At 68.9% G+C, this 21,416-nt stretch carries 22 protein-coding genes; 11 read left to right on the top strand and 11 right to left on the bottom strand.

Going from position 1 to position 21,416, the window contains the following annotated elements:
• Nucleotides 1-224: 224 nt before the first annotated feature.
• The 3 genes from AC3ANN_RS01905 to AC3ANN_RS01895 are packed head-to-tail and all read right to left on the bottom strand — an operon-like array spanning nt 225 to nt 3,343.
• On the bottom strand, nt 225-1,001 hold the full coding sequence (locus AC3ANN_RS01905) for an enoyl-CoA hydratase-related protein (protein WP_488339324.1): 777 nt from the start codon (nt 999-1,001) through the stop codon (nt 225-227).
• Nucleotide 1,002: 1 nt separating this feature from the next.
• Nucleotides 1,003-2,178: a thiolase family protein gene (locus AC3ANN_RS01900; protein WP_488339323.1), complete on the bottom strand. Its 1,176-nt coding sequence runs from the start codon at nt 2,176-2,178 to the stop codon at nt 1,003-1,005.
• Nucleotides 2,179-2,191: 13 nt separating this feature from the next.
• On the bottom strand, nt 2,192-3,343 hold the full coding sequence (locus AC3ANN_RS01895; RefSeq protein WP_488339322.1) for an acyl-CoA dehydrogenase family protein: 1,152 nt from the start codon (nt 3,341-3,343) through the stop codon (nt 2,192-2,194).
• Nucleotides 3,344-3,418: 75 nt separating this feature from the next.
• Here AC3ANN_RS01895 and AC3ANN_RS01890 point away from each other — a divergent pair, with 75 nt between their 5' ends.
• The 4 genes from AC3ANN_RS01890 to AC3ANN_RS01875 are packed head-to-tail and all read left to right on the top strand — an operon-like array spanning nt 3,419 to nt 6,408.
• The gene (locus tag AC3ANN_RS01890) at nt 3,419-4,027 is read left to right on the top strand and encodes a TetR/AcrR family transcriptional regulator (RefSeq protein WP_488339321.1); all 609 of its coding nucleotides are present in this window, start codon (nt 3,419-3,421) and stop codon (nt 4,025-4,027) included.
• On the top strand, nt 4,024-4,782 hold the full coding sequence (locus AC3ANN_RS01885) for an SDR family NAD(P)-dependent oxidoreductase (protein ID WP_488339320.1): 759 nt from the start codon (nt 4,024-4,026) through the stop codon (nt 4,780-4,782). The genes AC3ANN_RS01890 and AC3ANN_RS01885 overlap by 4 nt, the downstream gene beginning before the upstream one ends.
• Before the next feature lies 1 nt (nt 4,783).
• Nucleotides 4,784-5,557, top strand: a complete 774-nt coding sequence (locus AC3ANN_RS01880; RefSeq protein WP_488339319.1) for an enoyl-CoA hydratase/isomerase family protein — start codon at nt 4,784-4,786, stop codon at nt 5,555-5,557.
• Nucleotides 5,554-6,408 carry an SDR family oxidoreductase gene (locus AC3ANN_RS01875; RefSeq protein WP_488339318.1) on the top strand — a complete coding sequence of 285 codons (855 nt, stop codon included), beginning with the start codon at nt 5,554-5,556 and terminating at the stop codon, nt 6,406-6,408. Before AC3ANN_RS01880 ends, AC3ANN_RS01875 begins: the two co-directional genes overlap by 4 nt.
• An 18-nt stretch (nt 6,409-6,426) precedes the next feature.
• Here AC3ANN_RS01875 and AC3ANN_RS01870 read toward each other — a convergent pair whose 3' ends face one another.
• The 3 genes from AC3ANN_RS01870 to AC3ANN_RS01860 form a co-directional block, all read right to left on the bottom strand.
• Nucleotides 6,427-7,233: a FadR/GntR family transcriptional regulator gene (locus tag AC3ANN_RS01870; RefSeq protein ID WP_488339317.1), complete on the bottom strand. Its 807-nt coding sequence runs from the start codon at nt 7,231-7,233 to the stop codon at nt 6,427-6,429.
• Nucleotides 7,234-7,310: 77 nt separating this feature from the next.
• Complete coding sequence (locus AC3ANN_RS01865) at nt 7,311-8,285, bottom strand: acyl-CoA dehydrogenase family protein (RefSeq protein WP_488339316.1); 975 nt, start codon at nt 8,283-8,285, stop codon at nt 7,311-7,313.
• Nucleotides 8,282-9,430: an acyl-CoA dehydrogenase family protein gene (locus AC3ANN_RS01860; protein ID WP_488339315.1), complete on the bottom strand. Its 1,149-nt coding sequence runs from the start codon at nt 9,428-9,430 to the stop codon at nt 8,282-8,284. The genes AC3ANN_RS01865 and AC3ANN_RS01860 overlap by 4 nt, the downstream gene beginning before the upstream one ends.
• Before the next feature lie 104 nt (nt 9,431-9,534).
• Between AC3ANN_RS01860 and AC3ANN_RS01855 the strand changes: the two genes are divergently transcribed.
• Genes AC3ANN_RS01855 through AC3ANN_RS01845 form a run of 3 tightly spaced genes read left to right on the top strand, consistent with a single transcriptional unit; the run spans nt 9,535 to nt 12,525 of the window.
• A complete protein-coding gene (locus AC3ANN_RS01855) occupies nt 9,535-10,593 on the top strand; it encodes an acyl-CoA dehydrogenase family protein (RefSeq protein WP_488339314.1) in 1,059 nt (352 codons plus the stop codon).
• A complete protein-coding gene (locus AC3ANN_RS01850; RefSeq protein WP_488339313.1) occupies nt 10,590-11,693 on the top strand; it encodes an acyl-CoA dehydrogenase family protein in 1,104 nt (367 codons plus the stop codon). The genes AC3ANN_RS01855 and AC3ANN_RS01850 overlap by 4 nt, the downstream gene beginning before the upstream one ends.
• Before the next feature lies 1 nt (nt 11,694).
• On the top strand, nt 11,695-12,525 hold the full coding sequence (locus AC3ANN_RS01845) for an SDR family NAD(P)-dependent oxidoreductase (RefSeq protein ID WP_488339312.1): 831 nt from the start codon (nt 11,695-11,697) through the stop codon (nt 12,523-12,525).
• Here AC3ANN_RS01845 and AC3ANN_RS01840 read toward each other — a convergent pair.
• Nucleotides 12,498-13,253 carry an enoyl-CoA hydratase-related protein gene (locus AC3ANN_RS01840; protein WP_488339311.1) on the bottom strand — a complete coding sequence of 252 codons (756 nt, stop codon included), beginning with the start codon at nt 13,251-13,253 and terminating at the stop codon, nt 12,498-12,500. The genes AC3ANN_RS01845 and AC3ANN_RS01840 overlap by 28 nt on opposite strands.
• Before the next feature lie 57 nt (nt 13,254-13,310).
• Here AC3ANN_RS01840 and AC3ANN_RS01835 point away from each other — a divergent pair, with 57 nt between their 5' ends.
• The 4 genes from AC3ANN_RS01835 to AC3ANN_RS01820 are packed head-to-tail and all read left to right on the top strand — an operon-like array spanning nt 13,311 to nt 16,680.
• Complete coding sequence (locus tag AC3ANN_RS01835) at nt 13,311-14,303, top strand: NAD(P)H-dependent flavin oxidoreductase (protein WP_488339310.1); 993 nt, start codon at nt 13,311-13,313, stop codon at nt 14,301-14,303.
• Nucleotides 14,300-15,106 (top strand): enoyl-CoA hydratase/isomerase family protein, encoded by an 807-nt coding sequence (locus AC3ANN_RS01830; RefSeq protein WP_488339309.1) that lies wholly within the window; start codon nt 14,300-14,302, stop codon nt 15,104-15,106. Before AC3ANN_RS01835 ends, AC3ANN_RS01830 begins: the two co-directional genes overlap by 4 nt.
• A gap of 3 nt (nt 15,107-15,109) precedes the next feature.
• Entirely contained in the window at nt 15,110-15,910 is an 801-nt protein-coding gene (locus AC3ANN_RS01825; protein ID WP_488339308.1) for an SDR family NAD(P)-dependent oxidoreductase, read from the top strand.
• Complete coding sequence (locus AC3ANN_RS01820; protein WP_488339307.1) at nt 15,907-16,680, top strand: SDR family NAD(P)-dependent oxidoreductase; 774 nt, start codon at nt 15,907-15,909, stop codon at nt 16,678-16,680. Before AC3ANN_RS01825 ends, AC3ANN_RS01820 begins: the two co-directional genes overlap by 4 nt.
• A 51-nt stretch (nt 16,681-16,731) precedes the next feature.
• On the opposite strand, the gene AC3ANN_RS01815 is transcribed toward AC3ANN_RS01820, so the two are convergent.
• The 4 genes from AC3ANN_RS01815 to AC3ANN_RS01800 are packed head-to-tail and all read right to left on the bottom strand — an operon-like array spanning nt 16,732 to nt 21,410.
• Nucleotides 16,732-17,961, bottom strand: a complete 1,230-nt coding sequence (locus AC3ANN_RS01815; RefSeq protein ID WP_488339306.1) for an ABC transporter substrate-binding protein — start codon at nt 17,959-17,961, stop codon at nt 16,732-16,734.
• Nucleotides 17,962-17,989: 28 nt separating this feature from the next.
• Nucleotides 17,990-18,682: an ABC transporter ATP-binding protein gene (locus tag AC3ANN_RS01810; RefSeq protein ID WP_488339305.1), complete on the bottom strand. Its 693-nt coding sequence runs from the start codon at nt 18,680-18,682 to the stop codon at nt 17,990-17,992.
• Complete coding sequence (locus AC3ANN_RS01805; RefSeq protein WP_488339304.1) at nt 18,682-20,529, bottom strand: branched-chain amino acid ABC transporter ATP-binding protein/permease; 1,848 nt, start codon at nt 20,527-20,529, stop codon at nt 18,682-18,684. The genes AC3ANN_RS01810 and AC3ANN_RS01805 overlap by 1 nt, the downstream gene beginning before the upstream one ends.
• A 2-nt stretch (nt 20,530-20,531) precedes the next feature.
• On the bottom strand, nt 20,532-21,410 hold the full coding sequence (locus AC3ANN_RS01800) for a branched-chain amino acid ABC transporter permease (RefSeq protein ID WP_488339303.1): 879 nt from the start codon (nt 21,408-21,410) through the stop codon (nt 20,532-20,534).
• Nucleotides 21,411-21,416 lie beyond the last annotated feature (6 nt).

The following is a 21,416-nucleotide window of genomic DNA, read 5'->3' as shown; positions in this document are numbered from 1 at the left end:
CAGGCGAGCAAAGGTCGTTCCACCCAGTAAGCCGGGCGGCGTTCGCGCTTCAGCGGCGCGATCGAGAGCGCAGGTTGAGCACCCGGTCACCCGGGATCACGACGACGTCGAGTTCCTCGAGCAGGTTCTGCGTGAAGCGACCCGGAGTAGGGCTTGCCGGACGCGAACGCCACGGGTGCGACGTCCATGCGCTCGGTGATGCACGGCGTCGCGCCGGCTGTCCCCTATCCATTCGTGAAGACAGGCCGGCGCTTCTCGAGGAAGGCCGCCATTCCCTCCTTCTGGTCGGCGGTGTCGAAGAGGCCGGCGAATGCGAGCCGCTCGTACCGCAGCCCTTCCGCGAGCGGGGATTCCAGCCCGGCGTGCAGCGCCGCCTTCGCCGCCTGCAGTGATGGCCGGGATTTCGACGCGATCGCGCGAGCCAGTTCCTGGGCGTGCCGCGTCAACTCGGCTGCCGGCACTACGCGCGACACCAGTCCGATGCGCTCCGCTTCGAACGCGTCGATCGATCGCCCCGTCAGCACGAGATCGGCCGCCTTGTAATAGCCGACCGCCCGGATGAGTCGCTGCGTCCCACCCATTCCGGGAATCACGGCGAGGTTGATCTCGGGCTGACCGAACGTCGCGGTGTCGGCGGCGAGGACGATGTCGCACATCATGGCGACTTCGCAGCCTCCCCCGAGCGCGTAACCCGCGACCGCAGCCACGACGGGCGTCCTCACCGCGGCGAAGCGGCTCCAGTCGGCGAAGAAGCGTTCCCGGAGGATGTCGTCCCCTGCCTTGTGCGCCATCTCGGTGATATCGGCGCCGGCGGCGAAAGCTCGTTCGGAACCGGTGATGACGATGGCGCCGACCGCTTCGTCGTCATCGAAGGATTCGGCCGCGTCGACGACCTCCCGCATCATCTGCGTGTTCAGCGCATTGAGGGCCGCCGGCCGGTCAAGGGTGATCCATCCCACGCCTTCCTCAACTCGGGTCAGGATCGTGTCGTATGCCGTCATGTCAGAGCCTTTCGATGATGGTGGCGTTCGCCATCCCGCCGCCCTCGCACATCGTCTGAAGTCCCCATCGGCCGCCCGTGTGCTCGAGGGAGGCGAGGAGGGTCCCGAGGAGGCGAGTGCCTGAAGCACCGACGGCGTGGCCCAGCGCGATGGCACCGCCCCACGGGTTGAGTCTGGCCGGATCGGCGACGAACTCGCGCTGCCATGCGAGCGGCACCGACGCGAAGGCTTCGTTGACCTCATACGCGTCGATGTCGTCGAGGCTCATCCTCGAGCGCTCGAGGATGCGGCGCGTGGCCGGTATCGGGCCCGTGAGCATCATGACGGGGTCGTCGCCGACGACGCTGAACGCGTGGAACCGAGCCCGGGGACGCAGGCCGAGTTCGAGTGCGCGACGCTCGCTCATGATGAGCACGGCGGACGCGGCATCCGTCAGTGGCGACGAACTGCCGGCGGTGACCCTCCACGAGAGCTCAGGGAAGCGCTCCGCCAATTCCGGCGTGCGGAACGCGGGCGGAAGCGCCGCGAGCGCCTCGGCCGTCGTCGCGGGCCGAACCGTCTCGTCATGGGTCAGGCGGCCTCCGTCGTGTTCCACGGGCACGAGCTGTGGGTCGAACAGCGCGTCCGCCCAGGCGGCGGCAGCCCGCTGGTGGGATCGGGCCGAGAACGCATCCATGTCTGCTCGCGAGATGCCCCAGCGGTGAGCGATGAGCTCGGCCGACACCCCTTGTGCGACAAGGCCGTCCGGATAGCGCGCGGTGATGCCCGCCGGTCTGCTCGCGTCCGCCCATGAAGTGCCCAGGGGAACACGACTCATGGACTCGACGCCGGCCGCGATGACGACGTCGTATGCCCCGGCGATGACTCCCTGGGCGGCGAAGTGCGCCGCCTGCTGACTCGACCCGCACTGGCGGTCGATCGTGACCGCGGGCACGGACTCTGCGAAACCAGCGGCCAGCACGGCCCGGCGCGCGATGTTCGCACCCTGGTCGCCGCGCTGGCTCACGCATCCCATGAGGACGTCGTCGACCTGTGCCGAGTCGATGCCATTGCGGTCCAGGAGCGCGGTGAGCACGCCGGCGGCAAGATCGACGGGGTGGGTGCCGGCGAGGGCTCCTCCCGGCTTTCCTCTTCCGGACGGCGTGCGGACGGCGTCGACGATGACGGCGGTGTGCATGTGATCCTCTCTCTCAGCCGGCTGTGCGCTCGAGGTCTCGAGCGATGATGAGGCGCTGTATCTGATTGGTGCCCTCGAAGATCTGCATGACCTTCGCCTCGCGCATGTAGCGCTCGACCGGAAAGTCCTGGGTATAGCCGGCTCCGCCGAGCACCTGCACCGCGTTCATGGTCACGGCCATCGCGCCGTCGGTCGCGACGAGCTTCGCGATGGACGCTTCACGCGTGAAGGACTGCTGGCCGTCCCGCCTTCGCGCTGCCGCGAGGTACATCGCACGGCTCGTCTCCACCGTCGCGGCCATGTCGGCGAGCATGAATCCGACGCCTTCGTGCCGGATGATGGGCTGCCCGAACGCTTCCCGTCCGCGGGCGTAGGCGACGGATTCGTCGAGAGCGGCCTGCGCGAGGCCGGTGGCGATCGCCGCGATGCCGAGGCGGCCTGAGTCCAGCGCCGCGAACGCGATACGAAGGCCGTCGCCAGGGGCTCCGATCAGACACTCGTCCGGGACGAACACGCCGTCGAAGTGAACCGTCGCTGTTGTGGAGCCGGTGAGCCCGAGCTTGCGCTCGGGCGGATCGGCCGACAGTCCGGGCACGTCGGCGCGTACGAGGAAGCACGAGATGCCGGCGCGCAGATCCGCCGATGTCCGAGCCATCACGGTATAGAAGTCAGCCTCGCCGCCGTGCGTCGTCCATGCCTTCGCGCCGTTCAGCTCGTATCCACCGTCGACCTTCGTGGCCTTCGTGCGCATCGCGGCGGGGTCGGATCCGGCATGCGTCTCCGACAGGCAGTACGCGCCCAGGGTCTGCCCCGAGAGCATCCACGGCAGCCATCGCCGCTTCTGCTCGTCCGTTCCGAAGACGGCGAGCGGCAGGCATGCGAGCGCATGCACGCTGACTCCGACCGCGACCGACGCCCACGTCCGTCCGAGCTGCTCGAAGACCGGCAGGTAGACCTCGGCAGGCAGGGCGGCCCCGCCGTACTCCTCCGGGTACGGCAGCGCGAGCAGTCCCGCCTCGCCGAGCGTGCGCAGTTCCGCGCGGGGGAATCGAGCTGCGCGTTCCGCGTCGGAAGCATGCGGCACAAGGGCCCGCGCGCAGATGTCCGCAGTGAGTGACATCAGCTCGTCGGAGATGTCGGTCGCGGTGGCGGCATGGGCTGACACAGGCGAATCCTCACAATCTTTTGATTTCAGTATCGTCTGGAGTACCAGAATTCTAATTCTGGTACTGTGGCGAGTATGACACGACCTTCCGCACGTGGGCACTCCACCGCCGCGCGCGCCGATCGAAGGGACGACCTCCTGGAGCGACTCGTCGAGGTGATCCTGCGCGAGGGGTTCGCGGACCTCAGCGTCGAGGACCTCTCTCGAGAGCTGCGGTGCTCGAAGTCGACGCTCTACGCGGTCGCGCCTTCCAAGGAGCAGATCGTCGTCGCCGCCGTCCGGCACTTCTTCCGGCGCGCGGCGGACCGTGTCGAGATCCGTCTCCTCCGCAGCGACGACGATCCCGTTGAGCAGATCCGCGCCTACCTGGTGGCGATCTCGGAGCAGCTCGCACCGGCCTCACCGGCCTTCTTCGGCGATCTCGACGCGTGGCCTTCCACGCAGGAGCTCTACCGCACCAACACCCGCGCCGCCGCCGAACGCGTGCAGAGCCTCGTCCGTCAGGCCGCGCCGCGCACAGAGGATGCCGCGTTCGTCGGCGCCGTCGCGGCGCAGGTGATGGAAGCCATCCATCGCGGCGACATCGAGTCATCCGCGGGCATCGACGATTCCGCGGCGTACCGGGCTCTGGCAGATCTCATCGTGCGCAGCCTCCAACCGTCCGAAGAAGCAGGAGAAGCATGAAGATCACCGACATCACGGCCCTCATCACCGGCGGAGCATCCGGACTCGGCGCGGCCACAGCCCGCCGATTCGCCGCAGCGGGCGCCGCCGTCGTCTCTGTGGACCTGCCGCGCGCGCTCGATGGGGCCCCGCGCGCGGACGGCGTCCGCTACGTCGGCGCAGACGTGACCGACGCCGACGACGTCGGCGCGGCGATCGAGTCAGTGCTGCCCGATCAGCCGCCGTTGCGCGTCGTCGTGAATTGCGCCGGCATCGCTCCCGCTCGGAAGGTTCTCGGATCGCGAGGACCACACGACCTGGAACTGTTCCGCCGGACCATCGAGGTCAATCTGATCGGCACGTTCAATGTGCTCCGTCTCGCTGCGGAGGCCATCTCGCGTCAAGAGCCCGACGAGCATGGCCAGCGTGGCGTCATCATCAACACCGCCTCGGTCGCGGCGTTCGAGGGTCAGGTCGGGCAGGTCGCGTACTCCGCGTCGAAAGGCGGTGTCGTCGGAATGATGCTCCCCGCGGCGCGCGATCTCGCCGCCGTCGGCATCCGCGTGAACACGATCGCCCCCGGCATCGTCGACACCCCCATGCTCGCGAGACTCGGACCGGACGTGGGCGCCTCGCTGGCGGCATCCGTCCCCTTCCCCGCGCGTCTTGCGCGACCCGAAGAGTTCGCGCAACTCGCGCAGATGATCGTCGAGCACGACTACCTCAACGCAGAGACCATCCGCATGGACGGAGCACTGCGGATGGCACCGCGCTGACATGGACGATCCCGTAGAACTGTTCGTCGGCGACGGCGTCGCGCGCGTGACGCTCAACCGACCCGAGGCGGCCAACACCGTCAACCTCGCTCTGGCCGTATCTCTGCTGAAGGTCGTCGAGGTGCTCGAGGCTGACAATCCCCGCGCGGTTGTCATCGCCGCGCGCGGTCGCGCGTTTTGCGGCGGCGGCGACGTCCGCGAGATGGCCCAGGCTCGAGATCTTCCCGCGCACCTCGACCGTCTGGCCGGCACGTTCCATGAGGCGCTGCTGCGGTTGTCGGCGTTGGATGCTGTCCTGATCGCCGTGGTCGAGGGCGCTGCCGCGGGGGGCGGGCTCGGGCTCGCACTCAACGCCGACGTGCGCATTGCGACCCCGCGCGCCCGGTTCCTCACCGCTTACGAGGCCGTCGGCCTCACGCCGGACAGCGGCGTGTCGTTCCTGCTCCCCCGCGCGATCGGCGGCGGACGCGCGTCCGCGATGAGCTCGCTGAGTCAGACGATGGATGCCACGGCAGCCGCGACCTGCGGACTCGTCACCGAACTGGTCGAAGCCGAGACAGCGCCGCGGCGAGCACAGCACCTCGCCGACGCGGCGGCACGCGGCCCGCAATCGCATATCGCGGCCACGCGTCGGCTGCTGCGCGGCGATACCGCAGGTCAATACGCCGCGGCCCTCGACGCCGAGCGCGCGGCCCTCGTCCGGGCAGCCTCCTCCCCCGCTGCACAATCGCTCATCCGCGGTTTCGCGCACCGCGAGAAGGAGAAGCAGTCATGACCGTTCCCCGCACAGGAACCCAGGGATCGCTCGAGGGCAGGACCATCGTGATGTCCGGCGGCAGTCGCGGAATCGGACTCGCGATCGCACTGCGCGCGGCCCGGGACGGCGCTAACGTCGTGCTGCTTGCGAAGACCGACAAACCGGATCCGCGCCTCAGCGGCACGATCCACGAAGCCGCCACCCAGATCGAGCGCGCCGGCGGTCGCGCCCTCGCGGTGGTCGGCGACGTGCGCTCCGACGATTCCGTCGCCGAAGCAGCCGCCGCGGCCGTCGACGCTTTCGGAGGCATCGACATCTGCATCAACAACGCCAGCGCACTCCGGATGTCGGGGACTCTCGAGCTGACCCCTTCGCAGTATGACCTGATGCAGGACATCAACACGCGCGGCACGTTCATGCTGACGCGCGCGTGCCTGCCCCACCTCGTACGCAGCGAGAACCCGCACGTGCTCACCCTGAGTCCTCCACTGAACCTCACGTCGCAGCGGTGGCTGGCGGAGTTCCCGGGGTACCTGCTCTCGAAGTACGGCATGAGCCTGGTCACCCTCGCGATCGCAGCCGAGTTCGCCGAGGCCGGAGTCGCGGCGAACTCGCTCTGGCCCCGCACGACTATCGGAACGGATGCGGTGCGGAACCTGCTCGGTGGCGACGACGCGCTCGCCCGCGCCCGGCGACCGGAGATCATGGCAGATGCCGCGCATGCGATCCTGACGACGCCTGCGCGACAGCGCACGGGACAGCTGCTCATCGACGACGAGGTGCTCGGTGCGGCGGGAGTGACCGACTTCGCTCCCTATGCGTACTCAGGGGTGGACGGCGGGCTGGACGGCGACTTCTTCCTCGACTGAGCCCGCCGCGAGCGCGCCTCAGAGACTCTTGAACGCCTGCACTGCAGCCAGCGACGAGGCGTCGACCACCTCATCCCCATAACGCTCGAGCACGATCGCCTGCGTTGCTCGGAGGTGGGCCGTGGCCAGCTTTGTGACGCCCTCTACATCGCCGTCCACGATGAGCCGCACCAGGGCGGCGTGCGTCCGGAACGACTCCTTCTGCGGCTCGATGCCGGGGTACTGCGCCGCAGCGTTCGCCGACTCCGCCCAGATCTGCTCCTGGATGGACCAGATCGCCACCATGCTCCGCACCAGCAGCTGCATGGTCTGGTTGTCCAGCCCGGCGACGAGGATGTCATGGAAAATACGAGCGGCGGCCGAGTAGCGCGCGCCGTCCCCGATGTGCGCCTCTGTCTCGTTGAGGCTCGCTTCCAGCGCGGGCACGATCGACTCGGCGCGGTCAGCACGCGCGGCGCAGGCGGCCGCGCACATCGGCTCGAGCGTGAGGATGGTGGCGGCGAGGTCGGCGACAGTGACGCCCTGCCCCTGAAGTGAGAGCGCGAACGCGTACGCAGCGGATGACCAGCTCGGCTTGTGCACATAGGCGCCCCCGAACTTGCCCCGCCGCACCGTGATGAGACCCTCCGCCTCGAGAATGCGCAGCGCTTCGCGCAACGACGGCCCACTCACGCCGTATTGGGCGGTGAGGTCGTCCTGGCGTGGGAGCGGGACGTTGTCGGCGTCGCTGCGGAGTATCCGCTTCCGCAGGTCTGCGGCGATCGACTCGGCGACGCGGGGCGAAAAGCCCATCCGTGCGGCCTGGCCGGTGCCCGATTCACTCACGCGTGCGCCTCATCTCGTGGAGCGGTGATTCCTCGCAAACTTTATACGGTTAAGCCGAGAAGAACACCGCGAACACGCTACGCGTAGCGAACAGCCTCCGCGCTCGTCGTGGCTCGAGCCTCTTCGGCGTGTCCGAAATCGGTCCACCCGTTCTGCTCGATCAGCGAGAGAAGTCGACCCGACGTCGTGTGTGCGCCCTCGGGAAGCCGGCGCACCATCTGGGAGGCTCGTGACAGCCACGACACGTCGACCTCATCGGTGAACCCCATCGCTCCGTGAAGCTGATGCGCGCCGTGCAGAACGGTGCCCGCGGCGGACTGGGCAGCAGTCCTCAGGGCCAACGCATCCACGATCGCCTCGTCACCGGCCGTGGCCAGCCGCCAGAGGGTGTACTTCGCGAGCTCCGCGAGGCCTTCGACGGCGACCGCCATGTCGGCGAGCTGAAATCCCACACCCTGGAATGCGATCAGCCTTCTGCCGAACTGCTCGCGCTCACGGGTGTACGCCACGGTGTCATCGACTGCGTGCTCGAGCAGCCCCAGCAGCCACCACGACTGCAGCGCGGTGACGAGTGACGCCACGGCCGGCATTCGCTCGCCGGCAAGCTCCGATTCCATCTCGACGGCGAACGGCGCAAGCTTCGTCCCGAGTACCCCGGCGCCCCGCGGCTTCAGCCGCCGCATCCCGCCATCGGCTTCGACGCCGGCCCACGCCAGCGTGAGATCGCCATGGGCGACCAGCGCCGTGCGGGTCGAGCCCACGAGGGCGGTGGCTCCCCCTGCGGTCGTCCCCGCGAGGCGCTCGACGACGGGGTACGGGAGCGCATAGAAGCCGGCCGCCTGGCACGCCGCCGCGGCTACCTCGAGTTCGAGCGGATCGCCGAGCGGATCGATGTCCCAGAGACCCACGGCGTCGACGATCGCCTCCGCGTCCGCTCGCGCGTCGGGATCCGCGGCGGCACGGCGCAGCAGGTCGACCCCGCCGGCGTCCGCGATACTCGCGCGCAACACGCTCCCGACCTCGAGAGCTTCTTCGGCCAGGGATGAGTTCATGCCCGCTCCAGTGACTTGGCGATCGTCTGCTTATTGATCTCGACGGTGCCCGAGGCCACCGTAGCGGCCTGCGAATACCGCCAATGGTCCTCGACCTCGCGATGGAAGAACGCCGACTGCGGAGTCGCACCGACGGCACTGCTGCCGAGCATCTCCATCAGGATCTCCGCCGACTCCTGATCGAGCGTCGTCACGACGACGCGGTACGCGGCCGCCGCGAGCGCGGACACCTCGGACTCGTCGGATTCGACCAGTCGATAGGCCAGCAGCTGTGCCTGGCGCGCGCGCACGAGCGCGGCAGCCCACCTCTCTCGCAAGGACTCCGGCAGCGCCGACCAGTCGTCGCCGAGCGCCGCCGGGGCCGCACGGAGGAGCCGGTCGGACCGTGCGTATCGGGCGATCCCGATCCGTTCGAAGCCAAGGACTTCGGCAACGATCCCCCAGCCGCCGCCGATCTCGCCGAGCACCTGCTCGTCGGGCACCCAAGCGTCCTCGAGGTACACCTCGTTGAGGTGATGCTCGCCGAGCATGGCGGCGATCGGCCGGACCTCGACACCAGGTTGGTCCATCTCCATCAGAAAGACGGTGATGCCGTTCTTGCGCCCGCCGGCCGGCCCGGTGCGCGCCAACAGGAAGCACCATCCCGCCATGCGCGCGTACGACGTCCAGACTTTCTGGCCGGTGATGCGCCAGCCACCCTCGACTTTGATCGCCCTGGTCCGCAGCGCAGGCAGGTCCGACCCGGAGCCGGGCTCGCTGAATCCCTGGCACCAGACGACCTCGCCTGCCGCGATGGCGGGCAAGTGCTGCTCACGCTGCCGTGGCGTGCCGTGCCGCATGATCGCCGGCCCGACCCAGTTGACACCCATGTATTGGGCACCACGAGGTTCGTGCGCCGCCCACATCTCTTCGCGGACCGCGGTCTGCTCCCAGACGTCCGCTCCGGCTCCGCCGTACTCGCGCGGCCAGGCGGCCGCGAGAAGCTGCCGACGCCCGAGTTCGCGCGAGAACTCCTCCGTCAGCGCGAAGTCCGCCGGGTCCGGCGTGAAGGCACCGAGGAAGTCGGTCGGGACGTGCTCGGCGATGAGCGCGCGCAGATCCGTCCGCAACTGGGAGACCGACTCCGGTTCGCGGTAGTCGAGCACTGGACACCACCTTGTGAATCGAGGAGCTAAACATTATAAAGATTACAGAGTAGACGGCTCGATCATAGCAGGGCCAGACGCTAATCTTCTAAAGGATTGATAGGGTGACGCTCGTGAACCAGGCAACGTCGGCGCAGAACGACGGCACGATCGATTGGGGCGCGTACGTCCCGACCGACGAAACGCAGGCGATCGCCGACGCGGCGCGCGACCATTTCACCTCGCTCTTCACGAGCGACGACCTTCGGCGCGTGTACGACGGCGAAGAGCGCTCCCCCCTGTGGGCGCAACTCGCCGACCATGGCTACACCCTCATCGGCATCCCGGACGAACTCGACGGCCTCGGCGGGTTCGTCGACCTGGTCGCGCTGCTCGAGGAGGCCGGGCGCGCTCTGCTTCCCTCCCCGCTGCTCAGTCACGCCGCAGCTGCGCAGACGCTCCGCCGCGTCGAACTGCTCGACCGCGACCTCGCGGCGTCGTCGCTCGCGCTCGCCCGCACCCGAGGGCGAGAGTTGCTGATCTTCGACGGGTCGGACGCGGACGTCGCAGTCTCGGTGGAGGAGACCTCGTCCGGCACGTGCGTCGTCCACATGCACGCACTCGGCGACGCGCCTCGCGCCGTCCTTGCCGGGGTCGACCCATCCCGCCCCTGGGTGGCCGCGTCCTTGAACGCGATCGAGTCGACGACGCACGAGATCGATGCCGCAGCGGATGACGTCCTTGCGGCGGCGCGGACGTGCGTGGCAGCCGACCTCGTCGGGATAGCCGCACGCGCGCTGGACGGAAGCATCGCGCACACGCGCGGTCGAGAGCAGTTCGGCAGGCCGATCGCGAGCTTCCAGGCTGTGAAGCACCAGTTGGCCGACGCCTACGTCCTCGTCGAACGCGCTCGGAGCCTCGTGCTGGGCAGCGCCGTCGCCGTCGCCGTCGGCAGCGACACCGACGAGGTGTCTCGGCTTTCGCGGTTGGCCAAGGCGGCGGCGGGGGATGCCGCAGCGCGATGCACCGCGCTGCAGACCCAGCTTCTGGGCGCCATGGGGCTCACGTTCGAATCCGACAGCCCGTTCGCCGTTCGTCGCGCCCAGCACACGATCCCGCTTCTCGGGAGTCCCGCCGAGCTGTACGCGACCGTCGCCGGCGAATCCCTAGGAGGCGCTGAATGAATGACTCGCTCGATGCGTTCCGTGCGTTCCTCTCGCAGGCGCTTCCTCCCGACTACGCCGAGAACTATCCCCGCTACCGTGACGATGAGGACCTGCGCACGCGGTTCCAGGTGCAGATGTTCGACGCCGGCTGGCTGGTGCCGGAATGGCCGCGCGAACTGGGCGGTCGCGAGCTCTCTCTGACCGACGCGCTCACGGTTCGGATCGAGGGGGCGCGACGACGCATCCCCCGGCAGATGAACATCCAGGCCGTCGGCGTCGTCGCGCCGGCGCTTCGCGCGTTCGGCACCGCGCAGCAGCAGGAGCGGTACCTTCGCCCGACACTGCGCGGGGACGCGTGGTGGGCGCTCGGCATGTCGGAGCCCGGGGCGGGATCCGACCTCGCATCGCTGCGAACGACGGCGGTCCGCCGGGGCGACGCCTTCATCGTGAACGGGCAGAAGGTGTGGACGACGCAGGCGGACCAAGCCCGCTGGTGCACCCTCTACGTCCGCACGGATCCGAGCGCCCCGAAACATCGCGGCATCAGCTGCCTGCTGATCGACATGGACACTCCGGGCATCACCGTGCGCCGGATCCGCACTGCCGGTCCGTCGATCGAGTCGTTCTGCGAGGTGTTCTTCGATGACGTCGAGATCCCCGCGGATGCGTTGCTGGGCGAGCTCAACGACGGCTGGAGGGTCGCCATGTCCGCGCTCGAGCACGAGCGCGACATGATCTGGATCAACAACTGGCTCGAGATGCAGCGCGCCTTGGCGCCGGTGCTCGCCGATCCCGCGGTGCCGACCCACGCGCACGAGCGCTTGGGCAGGCTGCTCGCGGACATGGAGGCGATCCGCTTGACGGGGATACGCAGCGTCGGCAGCCGTGCCGCGGGTCTCGACACCCCTGTCGCCGGCATCCTCAAGCTCTTCGGTTCGGAGTCGGTCCAGGCTTCCGCCGCGTTGGCGGTCGAGCTCGGCGCGGCGGACGGCGAAGCTCCGCTCGACCGGTTCGACGAGTATCTCGAGTCCATGGCCGCCACGATCTACGGCGGCACGTCGGAGGTTCAGCGCAACATCATCGCCGAGCGGATCCTCGGCCTGCCGAAGGGAGCTTGACATGTCCGCACTTCCCGAGCCGGTCGGCCCACTGGCGGGGCGCACGGCGCTCGTCTCGGGTTCCGGCCGCGGCATCGGTCGCGCCATCGCGCAGTCCCTCGCCGCGGCCGGGGCGAACACCGTGGTCCTAGCTCGCCATGCCGAGCAGGTGAACGAGACGGTCGCGCTGATCGAGTCCGACGGCGGACGCGCCGTCGGCGCACCGGTGGATCTGACGGATGCCGCGGCGCTTGCGGCTGTCGTGGGCGACGTCCTGTCGGATCTGGGCGGCATCGACATCCTGGTCAACAACGCGGGCGTGAACCTCAAGCGTCCCTTCATCCCGCTCCCCGTGGACCAGGGGCAGACCGTGGGACAGCCCGGGTCCGGGCCTGCGACCGTGGGGATGTCGGACGACGAGTGGGACGCGATCTTCGACACCCACGTCCGCGCGTCCCTGCAGCTCGTGCGACTCGCAGGACCCGGAATGCTCGAACGGCGATGGGGGCGTGTCATCAACGTCGGCTCGAGCGCGGTCGAGCGCACGCCGAATCTCTCAGGGCCGTACAAGGTGGCCAAAGGCGCCATGATGCACTTCACTCGTGCGCTGGCGAAGGAATGGGCGGAGTACGGCGTGACGGTGAACGCCATCGCACCGGGGCACTTCCGTACCGAGATGTCGAAGGCGCTCCACGACAGCGAGGACGGCCGGGCGTGGCTGCGCGAGCGCATTCCCATGCGTCACGCCGGCGACGTGAGGGAGCTGGGCGCACTGGCCGCCTTCCTCGCCGGCGACATGGCGTCCTTCGTCACGGGTCAGGTCATCTACGTGGACGGCGGGGAAACCCTCTGAGCGAACGACGCGCGAGCCGCCGAGCGATCGACGCTCCACGCGGAGTGCACCGTCCGCTCAACCTCTCGCGCCGGCCTGTGCACGGCATCCTGTCCCTCGCGATACAAGAGGTTCGCGTTACGGACGCTCGGAGGATCGATCGTCGCGATGGCGTGCGCGAGCTCGCGGACGCGATCGTCCAGGGCGTCGTGCGCGACCACCTCGCCGATGAGCCCCCATTCATAAGCGGTCTTCGCGTCGATGGGTAGACCGGTCAGCGCGAGCTGCCTCGCCCGCCACGCTCCGACCGCCGCGGGAAGCTCGACGCTCAGGCCCCAGCCGGGCGTGAGTCCGAGCCGAGCGTGCGTGTCGGCGAACGATGCGCGTTCCGAGGCGACGATGATCGAGCACGCCAGGGCGATCTCCAGGCCACCCGAGACGCACGAGCCGTTGACCGCCGCGATGGTCGGCGTCGCCATGCTCCTCACCGCCGTCGCGGGGTCGGTCGGAAGCGGTGCGTAGCCCGCCTCTCCGAGCAGCTGCTTCGCATCCACTCCGCTCGTGAATGCCGGGTCGCTACCGGTGAGCACGACGACGCGGATGTCCTCAGCCTCGTCTGCTTCGCGCAGCACCTCGACGAGTCGAGCCCGCGTGCTCCTGTCCAGCGCGTTGCGCGTGCGAAGGTGGTCGAAGCGCACCACGAGAACGGCATCTCGAACAACAGTGCGGAATCGGATCTCGTCTGGCATGGCATCCATTCTCTCTAATCTCTATAATGATTGAGGAAATTACGGAGGCAATCAAGGATGACGCTGCCAGACGCGATCTCGGGCCGACTCACGTTGCCCGTGGTGTGCGCGCCGATGTTCCTGATCTCCGGGCCCGAGCTCGTCTCTGCCGCCCGTCATGCCGGCTTCATCGGAGCCTTCCCGCGACAGAACACGCGCACGCGCACGGAGTTCGCCGACTGGCTCAGCGCGATCCGCGACGCCGGCGAGGCGACGCTCGAGACGACGGGTCGCCGGCCGGGGCCGCTGGCCGTCAACATTCCGACGACGCTCACCCTCGACGAGATGGCGGCGGACCTCGACGCGTGCGCCCGCTACGGCGTCGACATCGTCATCACCTCCGTCGGGAAGCCGGACGTCGTGACGCGGCTCGCGCATGAGCGCGGACTCCTCGTGCACCACGACGCGACCTCGGTCGTCTTCGCCGAGAAGGCCATCGATGCCGGAGTCGACGGACTCAATTGCATCGGGGCCGGTGGTGGCGGACACTCCGGGACGTTGAGCCACCTCGCGCTGATTCCGCGCGTGCGGTCCATCTTCGACGGAACCGTCTCGCTCGCCGGCGCCGTCGCCACCGGTGCGGCCGTGCGTGCCGCCGAGGTGCTCGGCGCCGACCTCGCGTTCGTGGGCACACGCTTCGCCGCGACGATCGAGTCACGCGCACATCGGCGTCAGAAGGAGTGGATGGTGAGCGGGGACTCTCGGCGTCTGCAATACACGGCCAAGGTGAATGGCGTCCCGGCGAACTGGATGCTGGACTCGCTGGACCACCACTCGATCGATCTGGACGCCTTCCCCGAGCCGATTGGGCGCGGCCACGAGCATCTTCCCCCGGACGTCCGCCCCTGGCGGGATCTGTGGTCCGCCGGCCAAGGGATGGAGCTCATCCGCGACGTGCCGCCGGTGGCGGAGCTCGCGCAGCGACTCGCCGACGAGTACCTCGCAGCATGCACCGCTCCCGACCGAAGCGGCTTCGCGAGTGCACTTCTTCCCGAAAGGACGACCTCATGACTGACGAGCGTCTCTCCGAGCTGCCCCGCAGCGACGAACTCACCCTCACGGCGGCGGGGCAGTCGCTGATCGTCACGCTGAACCGCCCGGCCCGCGCGAACGCGCTCACCGAGTCCCTGATGGCGGACCTTCGTTCGCTGTGGCACGCCGTCGCCGCCGCGACGTGGGTCCGTTCCGTGATCGTCACCGGCGCGGGGAGCGCGTTCTGCGCCGGCGCCGATGTCGGAATGCTGGCCGAGCCGCGCACGAGGATCGGACAGGACGCGGCCGAGGTGCTGGCGTTCCTGCCCGGTCCCCACCTCAGCGTTCCCGTCATCGTGGCCGTCAACGGCGCGTGTGCGGGGGGCGGCCTTCATTTCGTCGCGGATGCCGACATCGCGATCGCGGCGGACTCGGCGCGGTTCGTGGACCCTCATGTGACCGTGGGACAGGTCAGCGGCATGGAGCCGGTCGAGCTGATGCTCAAAGCCCGTCGCGATGCCGTCGTCAGGATGGCGCTTCTCGGGGCCGCCGAGACCCTCGATGCTGCGGCCGCCCTCGGAGCGGGACTCGTCTCCGAGGTCGTCCCGGCCGGAGAGCTGCTCGAGCGGGCTGTGGCACTCGGGGACGCGATCGCCGACGGGTCGCCCGAAGCCGTGAGAATCACGCGAGCCGTGATACGTGACTTCGAGGCAGACCTGGTGCGCCGGCACATGGATGCCGGATGGCAAGCCGTCCAGGATCACTGGCCGCATCACGATGCGAACGAGGGTCCCCGCGCCTTCCTCGAGAAGCGCAGGCCCGACTGGGCGGGAACGGACTAGCCCATGCTCACCGGCAAGCGGGTCATCATCACCGGCGCGGGGGCAGGACTCGGCCGGGCGTATGCGATCGCCGCGGCTGCCGCAGGGGCGGCAGTGGTCGTAGGCGACATCGACGCGGACGCGGTGGCCGACACCGTCACCACTATCCGTGCCGCGGGCCGCGAGGCCGTGGGGGTCACCGGGTCGGTAGCCGACTGGCGAGTCGCCGAAGCGCTCGCTTCGACGTGCGCGCAGACGTTCGGCGGCGTCGACGGACTCGTCGCCAACGCGGCCATCATGCGCAACGCGCAACCGTGGGACGAGACCGAGGCGGACCTCCGCAGCATCGCGGAGGTCAACATCCTCGGCGTCCAGTTCACGGCCCGGCACGCCATGCGCGCCATGGTCGACTCGGGCCTCGGAGGCTCGATCGTCACGGTGGTCTCGGGCGCCCGCGAGGGGATCGCCGGGATGAGTGCGTACGGTGCGTCCAAGGGCGCCGTTGCGGCGATGACCGCGAACTGGGCTCTCGCCGCCCGCCCGCACGACGTGCGTGTGAACGCCATCTCGCCGCTCGCCCTGACTCGGATGTCGATGGCGGACATCCGGCCTGAGCGCCCGGCGATGCCCGAGCCGGAACGCATCGCACCTCTGGTCACGGCGCTGCTCTCGGACGCCAGTGCGCCCCTGACCGGCGCCGCCCTCCGCTTCGACGGCACCACGCTCGGTCGATATCGCTCCACGTTGGAGCCCGTCTCGAGCGCACTTCCGAACTGGTCGGCCGAGGACATCGCGACGACGCTCGCCGCGGAGGACGCGCGATGAACCGGTTCGCCGGCAGGATCGCCGTCGTCACCGGTGCCGCCAACGGGATCGGGCTCGCGGCATCCCGGTTGTTCGTGGCAGAGGGTGCCGTCGTCGTCGCGGTGGACACGGATGCCGCGGCTCTCGCCGCCGCGCGAATCGAACTCGGCGACGCCTTCGACGCTGTCACGGCCGACGTCGCGAGCGCGGCCGACGAGCATGACTACATCGCGACGTGCTTGCGGCGCCATGGACGCGTCGACATCGCGTTCCTGAACGCCGGGATCCTCGGACCGTCCTCTCCGCTGGAGGAGTACCCGCTCGACGCGTTCGACACCGTCATGGCCGTCAACGTACGGGGCGTGTGGTTGGGGATCACGCGCGTGATCCGCGCGATGCGGTCACAGGGCGCCGGCGGTGCGATCGTCGTCACATCTTCGACGGGCGGACTTCGTGGCAGCGGCGGAATGGGCGCGTACGTCACGAGCAAGCATGCCGTGGTCGGACTCATGAAGACAGCGGCGATCGAGGGTGGCCCGTACGGCATCCGTGTGAACGCCGTCCACCCGGGTCCGACCGACACCGCCGTGTGGACTGCGGCGGCTCCGGCGAAGCGCGCGGAGTCCGGGGATGATCGCGTCGGCCTCCCGCAGTTGTTCCGCGTGGCGGATCCCGCCGAGATCGCCGCGCTCGTCGGGTTCCTCGCCAGCGACGCGGCGTCGTTCTGCACCGGTGGGTCGTATTCCGTCGACGGAGGCCTGCTCGCGGGACCTCCGTATCAGCATCCCTGATCCGACGTGTGGGGCCCCGCCCGAAGGCGGAGCCTCACACGCACGGTGAGACTACTCGACCGGGACGCAGATGCCCTCCGGGGAGCACGGCTCGGTCGAGCGGTAGAGCTGCAGCTCCGTCGCATCGATGCCGATGCGCTTGTCGGGTCCGAAGACGTACACGCCGTTGGCGCCGATGAACTCCTCGCCCGAGGTGAGGTACGACTTGATCGAATCGCCGTCGGTCTTGCCGGTGTCGGCGACCGCCTGGGCGACCAGGACGGACCAGTCGAAGCTGTTCGCGCCGACCGTGTCGAGCGGGGTGAACTCCGTCTTGTCCAGGGCCTCGAGATATCGCGTGACGAACTCCGAGACGACACCCGTGGTGTCGAGCTCGGGGTCGAGGAACGTCTTCGCCATCGGGCCGGCGGCGAGGTTCTCGGCGAGCTCGTCCGGTGTCGCCTCGACGATCGCGGGCGTTCCGAGCCCCAGCGTGCCCGCCGTCGGCGGGTACCAGCCGAGCTTGTCGAACGAGCTCATGACCGTGACCGCGGGCGTGCCGTACGGCCACATCACGACGGCATCGACACCGGCCTCCTGCAGGCTGCTGAGCTGAGCTGTCGCATCGCTCGCCGACGCAGGGAAGCTGGTCCGCACGAGCTCCAGCTCGGGGTAGTCCTCGGCGACGATCTCTTCCGTGAGGTCGGCCTGCGCGACGGCGAACGCCGAGGCGTCCTCCACGAGTCCGATCTTGTCGCCGAACTCCGCCACGTAGTCCAGCAGCGGCGTCACAGCCGTGTCGCCCGCGTTGCCGGCGCCGGTCGAGAACGCGTACTTGTACCGCTTCGAGTCGCCGACCTCGGGAAGGACGGCGGCGATGCCGCCGGACGTGCCGCCGGGGATCTTGACTTGGTTGAGCACGTCCTGGACCGCGGGAAACGCCTCGGTGGTGAAGAAGATCGCCGTCGCGCCCGCCTGCGCGAGCTCGCGCGTCTGGGCGACGGCGGCGGTGGCTTCGCCGGCGGTATCGCGTTCGACCACCTCGATGCTCATTCCGGAGTGCAGCGTCTCTGCGTACTCGGCTCCGGCCTTGAGCCCGGCAAGCGAGTTGATGCCCGAGGCGGCGAGGGGTCCGGTGAGCGAGCCGACGAACCCGATCGTGAGCTTGTCAGGCAGAGCCGCGCTCTCGCTCGGCGAGGTGCCTCCCCCGCCTCCGCCGTCGCCGCTCGAGCACGCGACGAGTGAGAGCGCCAGTGCTCCCGCGACGGCTGTACCGAGCAGCCTCTTCTTGGTGCGGAACATGTTTCTCCTTCGATGTGTCTGATGCCGTCTAGGACAGGTAGGCGGCGTGGAGCAGATCCGGCAGTTCCGGGTCCGTGCCGTTCACCTCGTGGACGATGTGACCGTGCCGCAGGACCAGCACGTCGGCCTCGAGGTTCTGTGCGACCTCGAGGCGCTGTTCGACCACGAGGACCGCGAATCCGAGATCGCGCAGGGTGGCGATGATCTCGGTGGTTCGAGCGACGAGCTTCGGTGCCAGCCCGTTGGTCGGCTCGTCGAGCATGATGGCTTGGGGAGCCCCCGCGACGGCACGAGCGATCGCCAGCATCTGCTGCTGTCCGCCGCTGAGCCGCCCAGCGGCGCGGCCGAGGTGCTCCGTGAGTTCGGGCAGCAGCTCGAGAGGCTCGACCGGCGGCTTGGCGCCCGAGCGTGGGCGCGCGACGTCGAGGTTCTCGGCCACCGTCATCTCGGGGAACACGTGCCGGCCTTCGAGCACGTGGCCGAGGCCCGCGCGGGCGCGTTTGCTGGCCGGCAGTCCCGTCAGTTCGGTCTCGCCCAGCCGGACGGTGCCGACCGACGGAGTGAGCCCTCCGATGCCGTGCAGCGTCGAGGTCTTGCCGGCGCCGTTGGCGCCGAGCAGCACGACGCACTCGCCAGGCCGCACCGTGAGACTGACGCTCTCGGCGGCGATGACGGCGCCGTAGCGTACCGTCAGGTTCTGGACGACCAGTTCGCTTCCCATCACACCGTTCCCATGTACGCGGCGCGGACCGCTTCGGCATCGTGAAGATCGTCAGGATGGCCCTCCCAGAGCACCCGGCCGAGGTCGAGCACGACGATCCGGTCCACGAGCCGGCTGACCATCTCGAGGTGGTGCTCGACGATGATCACCGCGACGCCGGCGCGCGCGACGTCCTTGACGATGGATTCGAGCGCGTCGATCTCGGACGCTGACAGACCCGCCGCAGGCTCGTCGAGCAGCAGCACCTTCGGGCAGCGCGCGACGGCCATTGCGGCTTCGAGGAACCGGAGCTGCCCGTGGCCGAGGAACCTGCTCTCGCGGCGGCCCATCTTGAGGTCGTCGGGCTTGAGGCCGCCCGCTTCCAGCAGCGCCAGCGCAGCCCTTCGGCACGCGGTGACACGCTCGGGCACGGCATCCAGCTGACGCTGCACCGCGATCTCGATGTGCTCGTCGATGCTCATGCCCGCGAACGTCTTCGGCGTCTGGAACGTCCGGGCGATGCCGCGGCGCGCGCTCTCCTGTGGTCGCGTACGGCTGATGTCGACGCCCCCGAGCGCGACGGTGCCCGAGGACGGGCGGTAGTAGCCCCCGATGATGTTGAGCATCGTGGTCTTGCCCGAGCCGTTGGGCCCGATGAGGCCGAGGATCTCACCCTCGCGCAGCGCGAGCGAGACACCGTCCACGGCCTTGAGACCGCCGAAGCTGCGCTTGACGTCGTTCACCTCGAGCACGCCACCGTCGGAGTCGGATGCCTCTTCCCCGGCAGCGACCGTCTCGCTCTCGACGCGAAGCGACTTCTTGACCGGGTCGGCGGTCGCCGCGGTCCGGCTGAACAGACCACGAGGCCGCAGCCGCATGAGGAGGACGAGCAGGACGCCGTACACGATGATGTTGACGTGCGGGTAGGGCGCAAGCAGCAGCGGCACGATGACCAGGATGATGACGCCGACCAGCGGGCCGAGTTGTGAGCCCAGTCCGCCGAGCACTGCCATCACGAGGAACAGGATGGACAGCGACGGCAGGAAGGCGTCCGGCGAGATGTACACCGAGAGGTAGGCGAAGAGGGCCCCCGCGAGGCCTCCGAGTCCTGAGCCCACCGCGAAAGCGGCGACCTTCGTGAGGTACCCGCCGATGCCGAGCGCCGACGCGCCGATGGGCTCGTCCCGGACGGCCGCGGTCGCGCGCCCGAGGCGACTGGTGCGGTAGCGCGCGTGGAACCAGAAAGCCAGGAACGCGATCGCGATGATCAGCAGCGGCACGAACCATTCCCACAGCACGTAGCTGCTCGGATCGAACGACAGGAACGGCGTGATTCCCGAGATGCCGCCGTGGCCCTGGGTGAGGTCGTCGAGGGCGACCAGCATGTCCGAGACCACGAGCACGGTTCCCAACGACAGCATCGCCAGCCCGAGGGCAGCGAGTCGCCCGGCCGGCAGACCTACGAGCGCGCCGACCGCGACGCCGCTGAGCAGGGCGAGCGGCAGCGTGAGCCAGATGGGCCACATGTAGGTGCCCGCGAGGATGCCCGCGACGTACGCGCCGACGGCGAACGCGGCGCCTTGCCCCAGCGACAGAACTCCGGAGAAGCCGATCGTGACATTGACGCCATAGACCGATACGAGGTAGACGCAGATGAGCAGGACGACGTAGGCGGGGTACGACATCGGGCCCGTGATGAGCAGGATGGCCAGGGCCACGGCGACCATCAGGAGCCCTTGGACGGAGGGCATGATCGCGACGCGACGAACAGGAGCCGGCAGTCGGTCGAGCACCCGGTCGAGACCGCGGTTGACGGCATCCTGAACCGCATAGCTGCCGGTGCGGAGGTTCTCTTGGAAGCGGGCCACTCTCAAACCTCCCGTACCGGACGCGCACCGAAGATGCCGTGCGGTCTGACGATGTAGACGAGGACCAGCAGCCCGAACACCGCGAGGTTTCCGAACAGCGGGCCGATATATACCGCAGTCGCCTGGCTGACGAGCCCTACCACGAGCCCGCCGATGACGGCTCCGGGGATACTGTTCATGCCGCCCATCGAGACCGCGACGAAGCCGTAGAAGAGGAAGAAGATCCCTAGGTTCGGCATGAGGATCTGCGACGACGCCACCAGGAACCCGGTGATCGCAGCGATGAGGGCCGAGATCAGCACCGTGATCTGCGACGCCCGCGCACGAGAGATCCCGAGCGCCTCGGCGCCGCGCACGTCCTGGCCGACGGCACGCAGCTCGCGCCCCACGCGCGTCATGCGATAGAACACGAGCAGTCCGGCGGCGACGACCAGCAGGACCGGCAGCGTGGCCAGCTCCGCCCACGAGAGACGGAAGCCGAGGAAGGTGAACGGCGTCGACGGAATGCCGAAGGGGAAGTACGTCGCCTCGCCGCCGGCGGGGATGGCGAGGATCTCGGTGAGCACGATGCTCACGCCGAAGGTCGACAGGATCCACGACACGGCTGAGCCCGACTGAACGAACGGCCGGATCGCCACCACCTCGGTGACCAGCGCCGCGACCAGCAGGATGGCAAAGCCGAGCAGAAACGCCAGCCACACCGGAACCCCTGCCGCCGCGGACAACAGGATGACGATGGGAGCGAGCACGACGAGCTGGCCATGCGCGAAGTTGATCACCCCTGTCGTGAGGTGCAGCACCGCGAACGCGACGGCGATGAGCCCGTAGATCGCCCCCTGTGACAACCCAGGCAGCAGAATCGACTGGATGAATTGGTCCATGTGTGC

It is taken from the genome of Microbacterium sp. STRO-2N, from assembly GCF_057747775.1.
The sequence above is the reverse complement of the archived record's forward strand: the minus strand, read 5'-3'. Positions and strand labels throughout refer to the sequence as shown.

What these genes read in the sequence shown, in the direction of transcription:
- AC3ANN_RS01905 (WP_488339324.1), bottom strand. Translation starts at nt 1,001, where the DNA reads ATGACGGCATACGACACGATCCTGACCCGAGTTGAGGAAGGCGTGGGA.
- AC3ANN_RS01900 (WP_488339323.1), bottom strand. Translation starts at nt 2,178, where the DNA reads ATGCACACCGCCGTCATCGTCGACGCCGTCCGCACGCCGTCCGGAAGA.
- AC3ANN_RS01890 (WP_488339321.1), top strand. Translation starts at nt 3,419, where the DNA reads ATGACACGACCTTCCGCACGTGGGCACTCCACCGCCGCGCGCGCCGAT.
- AC3ANN_RS01885 (WP_488339320.1), top strand. Translation starts at nt 4,024, where the DNA reads ATGAAGATCACCGACATCACGGCCCTCATCACCGGCGGAGCATCCGGA.
- AC3ANN_RS01880 (WP_488339319.1), top strand. Translation starts at nt 4,784, where the DNA reads ATGGACGATCCCGTAGAACTGTTCGTCGGCGACGGCGTCGCGCGCGTG.
- AC3ANN_RS01875 (WP_488339318.1), top strand. Translation starts at nt 5,554, where the DNA reads ATGACCGTTCCCCGCACAGGAACCCAGGGATCGCTCGAGGGCAGGACC.
- AC3ANN_RS01865 (WP_488339316.1), bottom strand. Translation starts at nt 8,285, where the DNA reads ATGAACTCATCCCTGGCCGAAGAAGCTCTCGAGGTCGGGAGCGTGTTG.
- AC3ANN_RS01850 (WP_488339313.1), top strand. Translation starts at nt 10,590, where the DNA reads ATGAATGACTCGCTCGATGCGTTCCGTGCGTTCCTCTCGCAGGCGCTT.
- AC3ANN_RS01845 (WP_488339312.1), top strand. Translation starts at nt 11,695, where the DNA reads ATGTCCGCACTTCCCGAGCCGGTCGGCCCACTGGCGGGGCGCACGGCG.
- AC3ANN_RS01840 (WP_488339311.1), bottom strand. Translation starts at nt 13,253, where the DNA reads ATGCCAGACGAGATCCGATTCCGCACTGTTGTTCGAGATGCCGTTCTC.
- AC3ANN_RS01835 (WP_488339310.1), top strand. Translation starts at nt 13,311, where the DNA reads ATGACGCTGCCAGACGCGATCTCGGGCCGACTCACGTTGCCCGTGGTG.
- AC3ANN_RS01830 (WP_488339309.1), top strand. Translation starts at nt 14,300, where the DNA reads ATGACTGACGAGCGTCTCTCCGAGCTGCCCCGCAGCGACGAACTCACC.
- AC3ANN_RS01825 (WP_488339308.1), top strand. Translation starts at nt 15,110, where the DNA reads ATGCTCACCGGCAAGCGGGTCATCATCACCGGCGCGGGGGCAGGACTC.
- AC3ANN_RS01820 (WP_488339307.1), top strand. Translation starts at nt 15,907, where the DNA reads ATGAACCGGTTCGCCGGCAGGATCGCCGTCGTCACCGGTGCCGCCAAC.
- AC3ANN_RS01815 (WP_488339306.1), bottom strand. Translation starts at nt 17,961, where the DNA reads ATGTTCCGCACCAAGAAGAGGCTGCTCGGTACAGCCGTCGCGGGAGCA.
- AC3ANN_RS01810 (WP_488339305.1), bottom strand. Translation starts at nt 18,682, where the DNA reads ATGGGAAGCGAACTGGTCGTCCAGAACCTGACGGTACGCTACGGCGCC.
- AC3ANN_RS01800 (WP_488339303.1), bottom strand. Translation starts at nt 21,410, where the DNA reads ATGGACCAATTCATCCAGTCGATTCTGCTGCCTGGGTTGTCACAGGGG.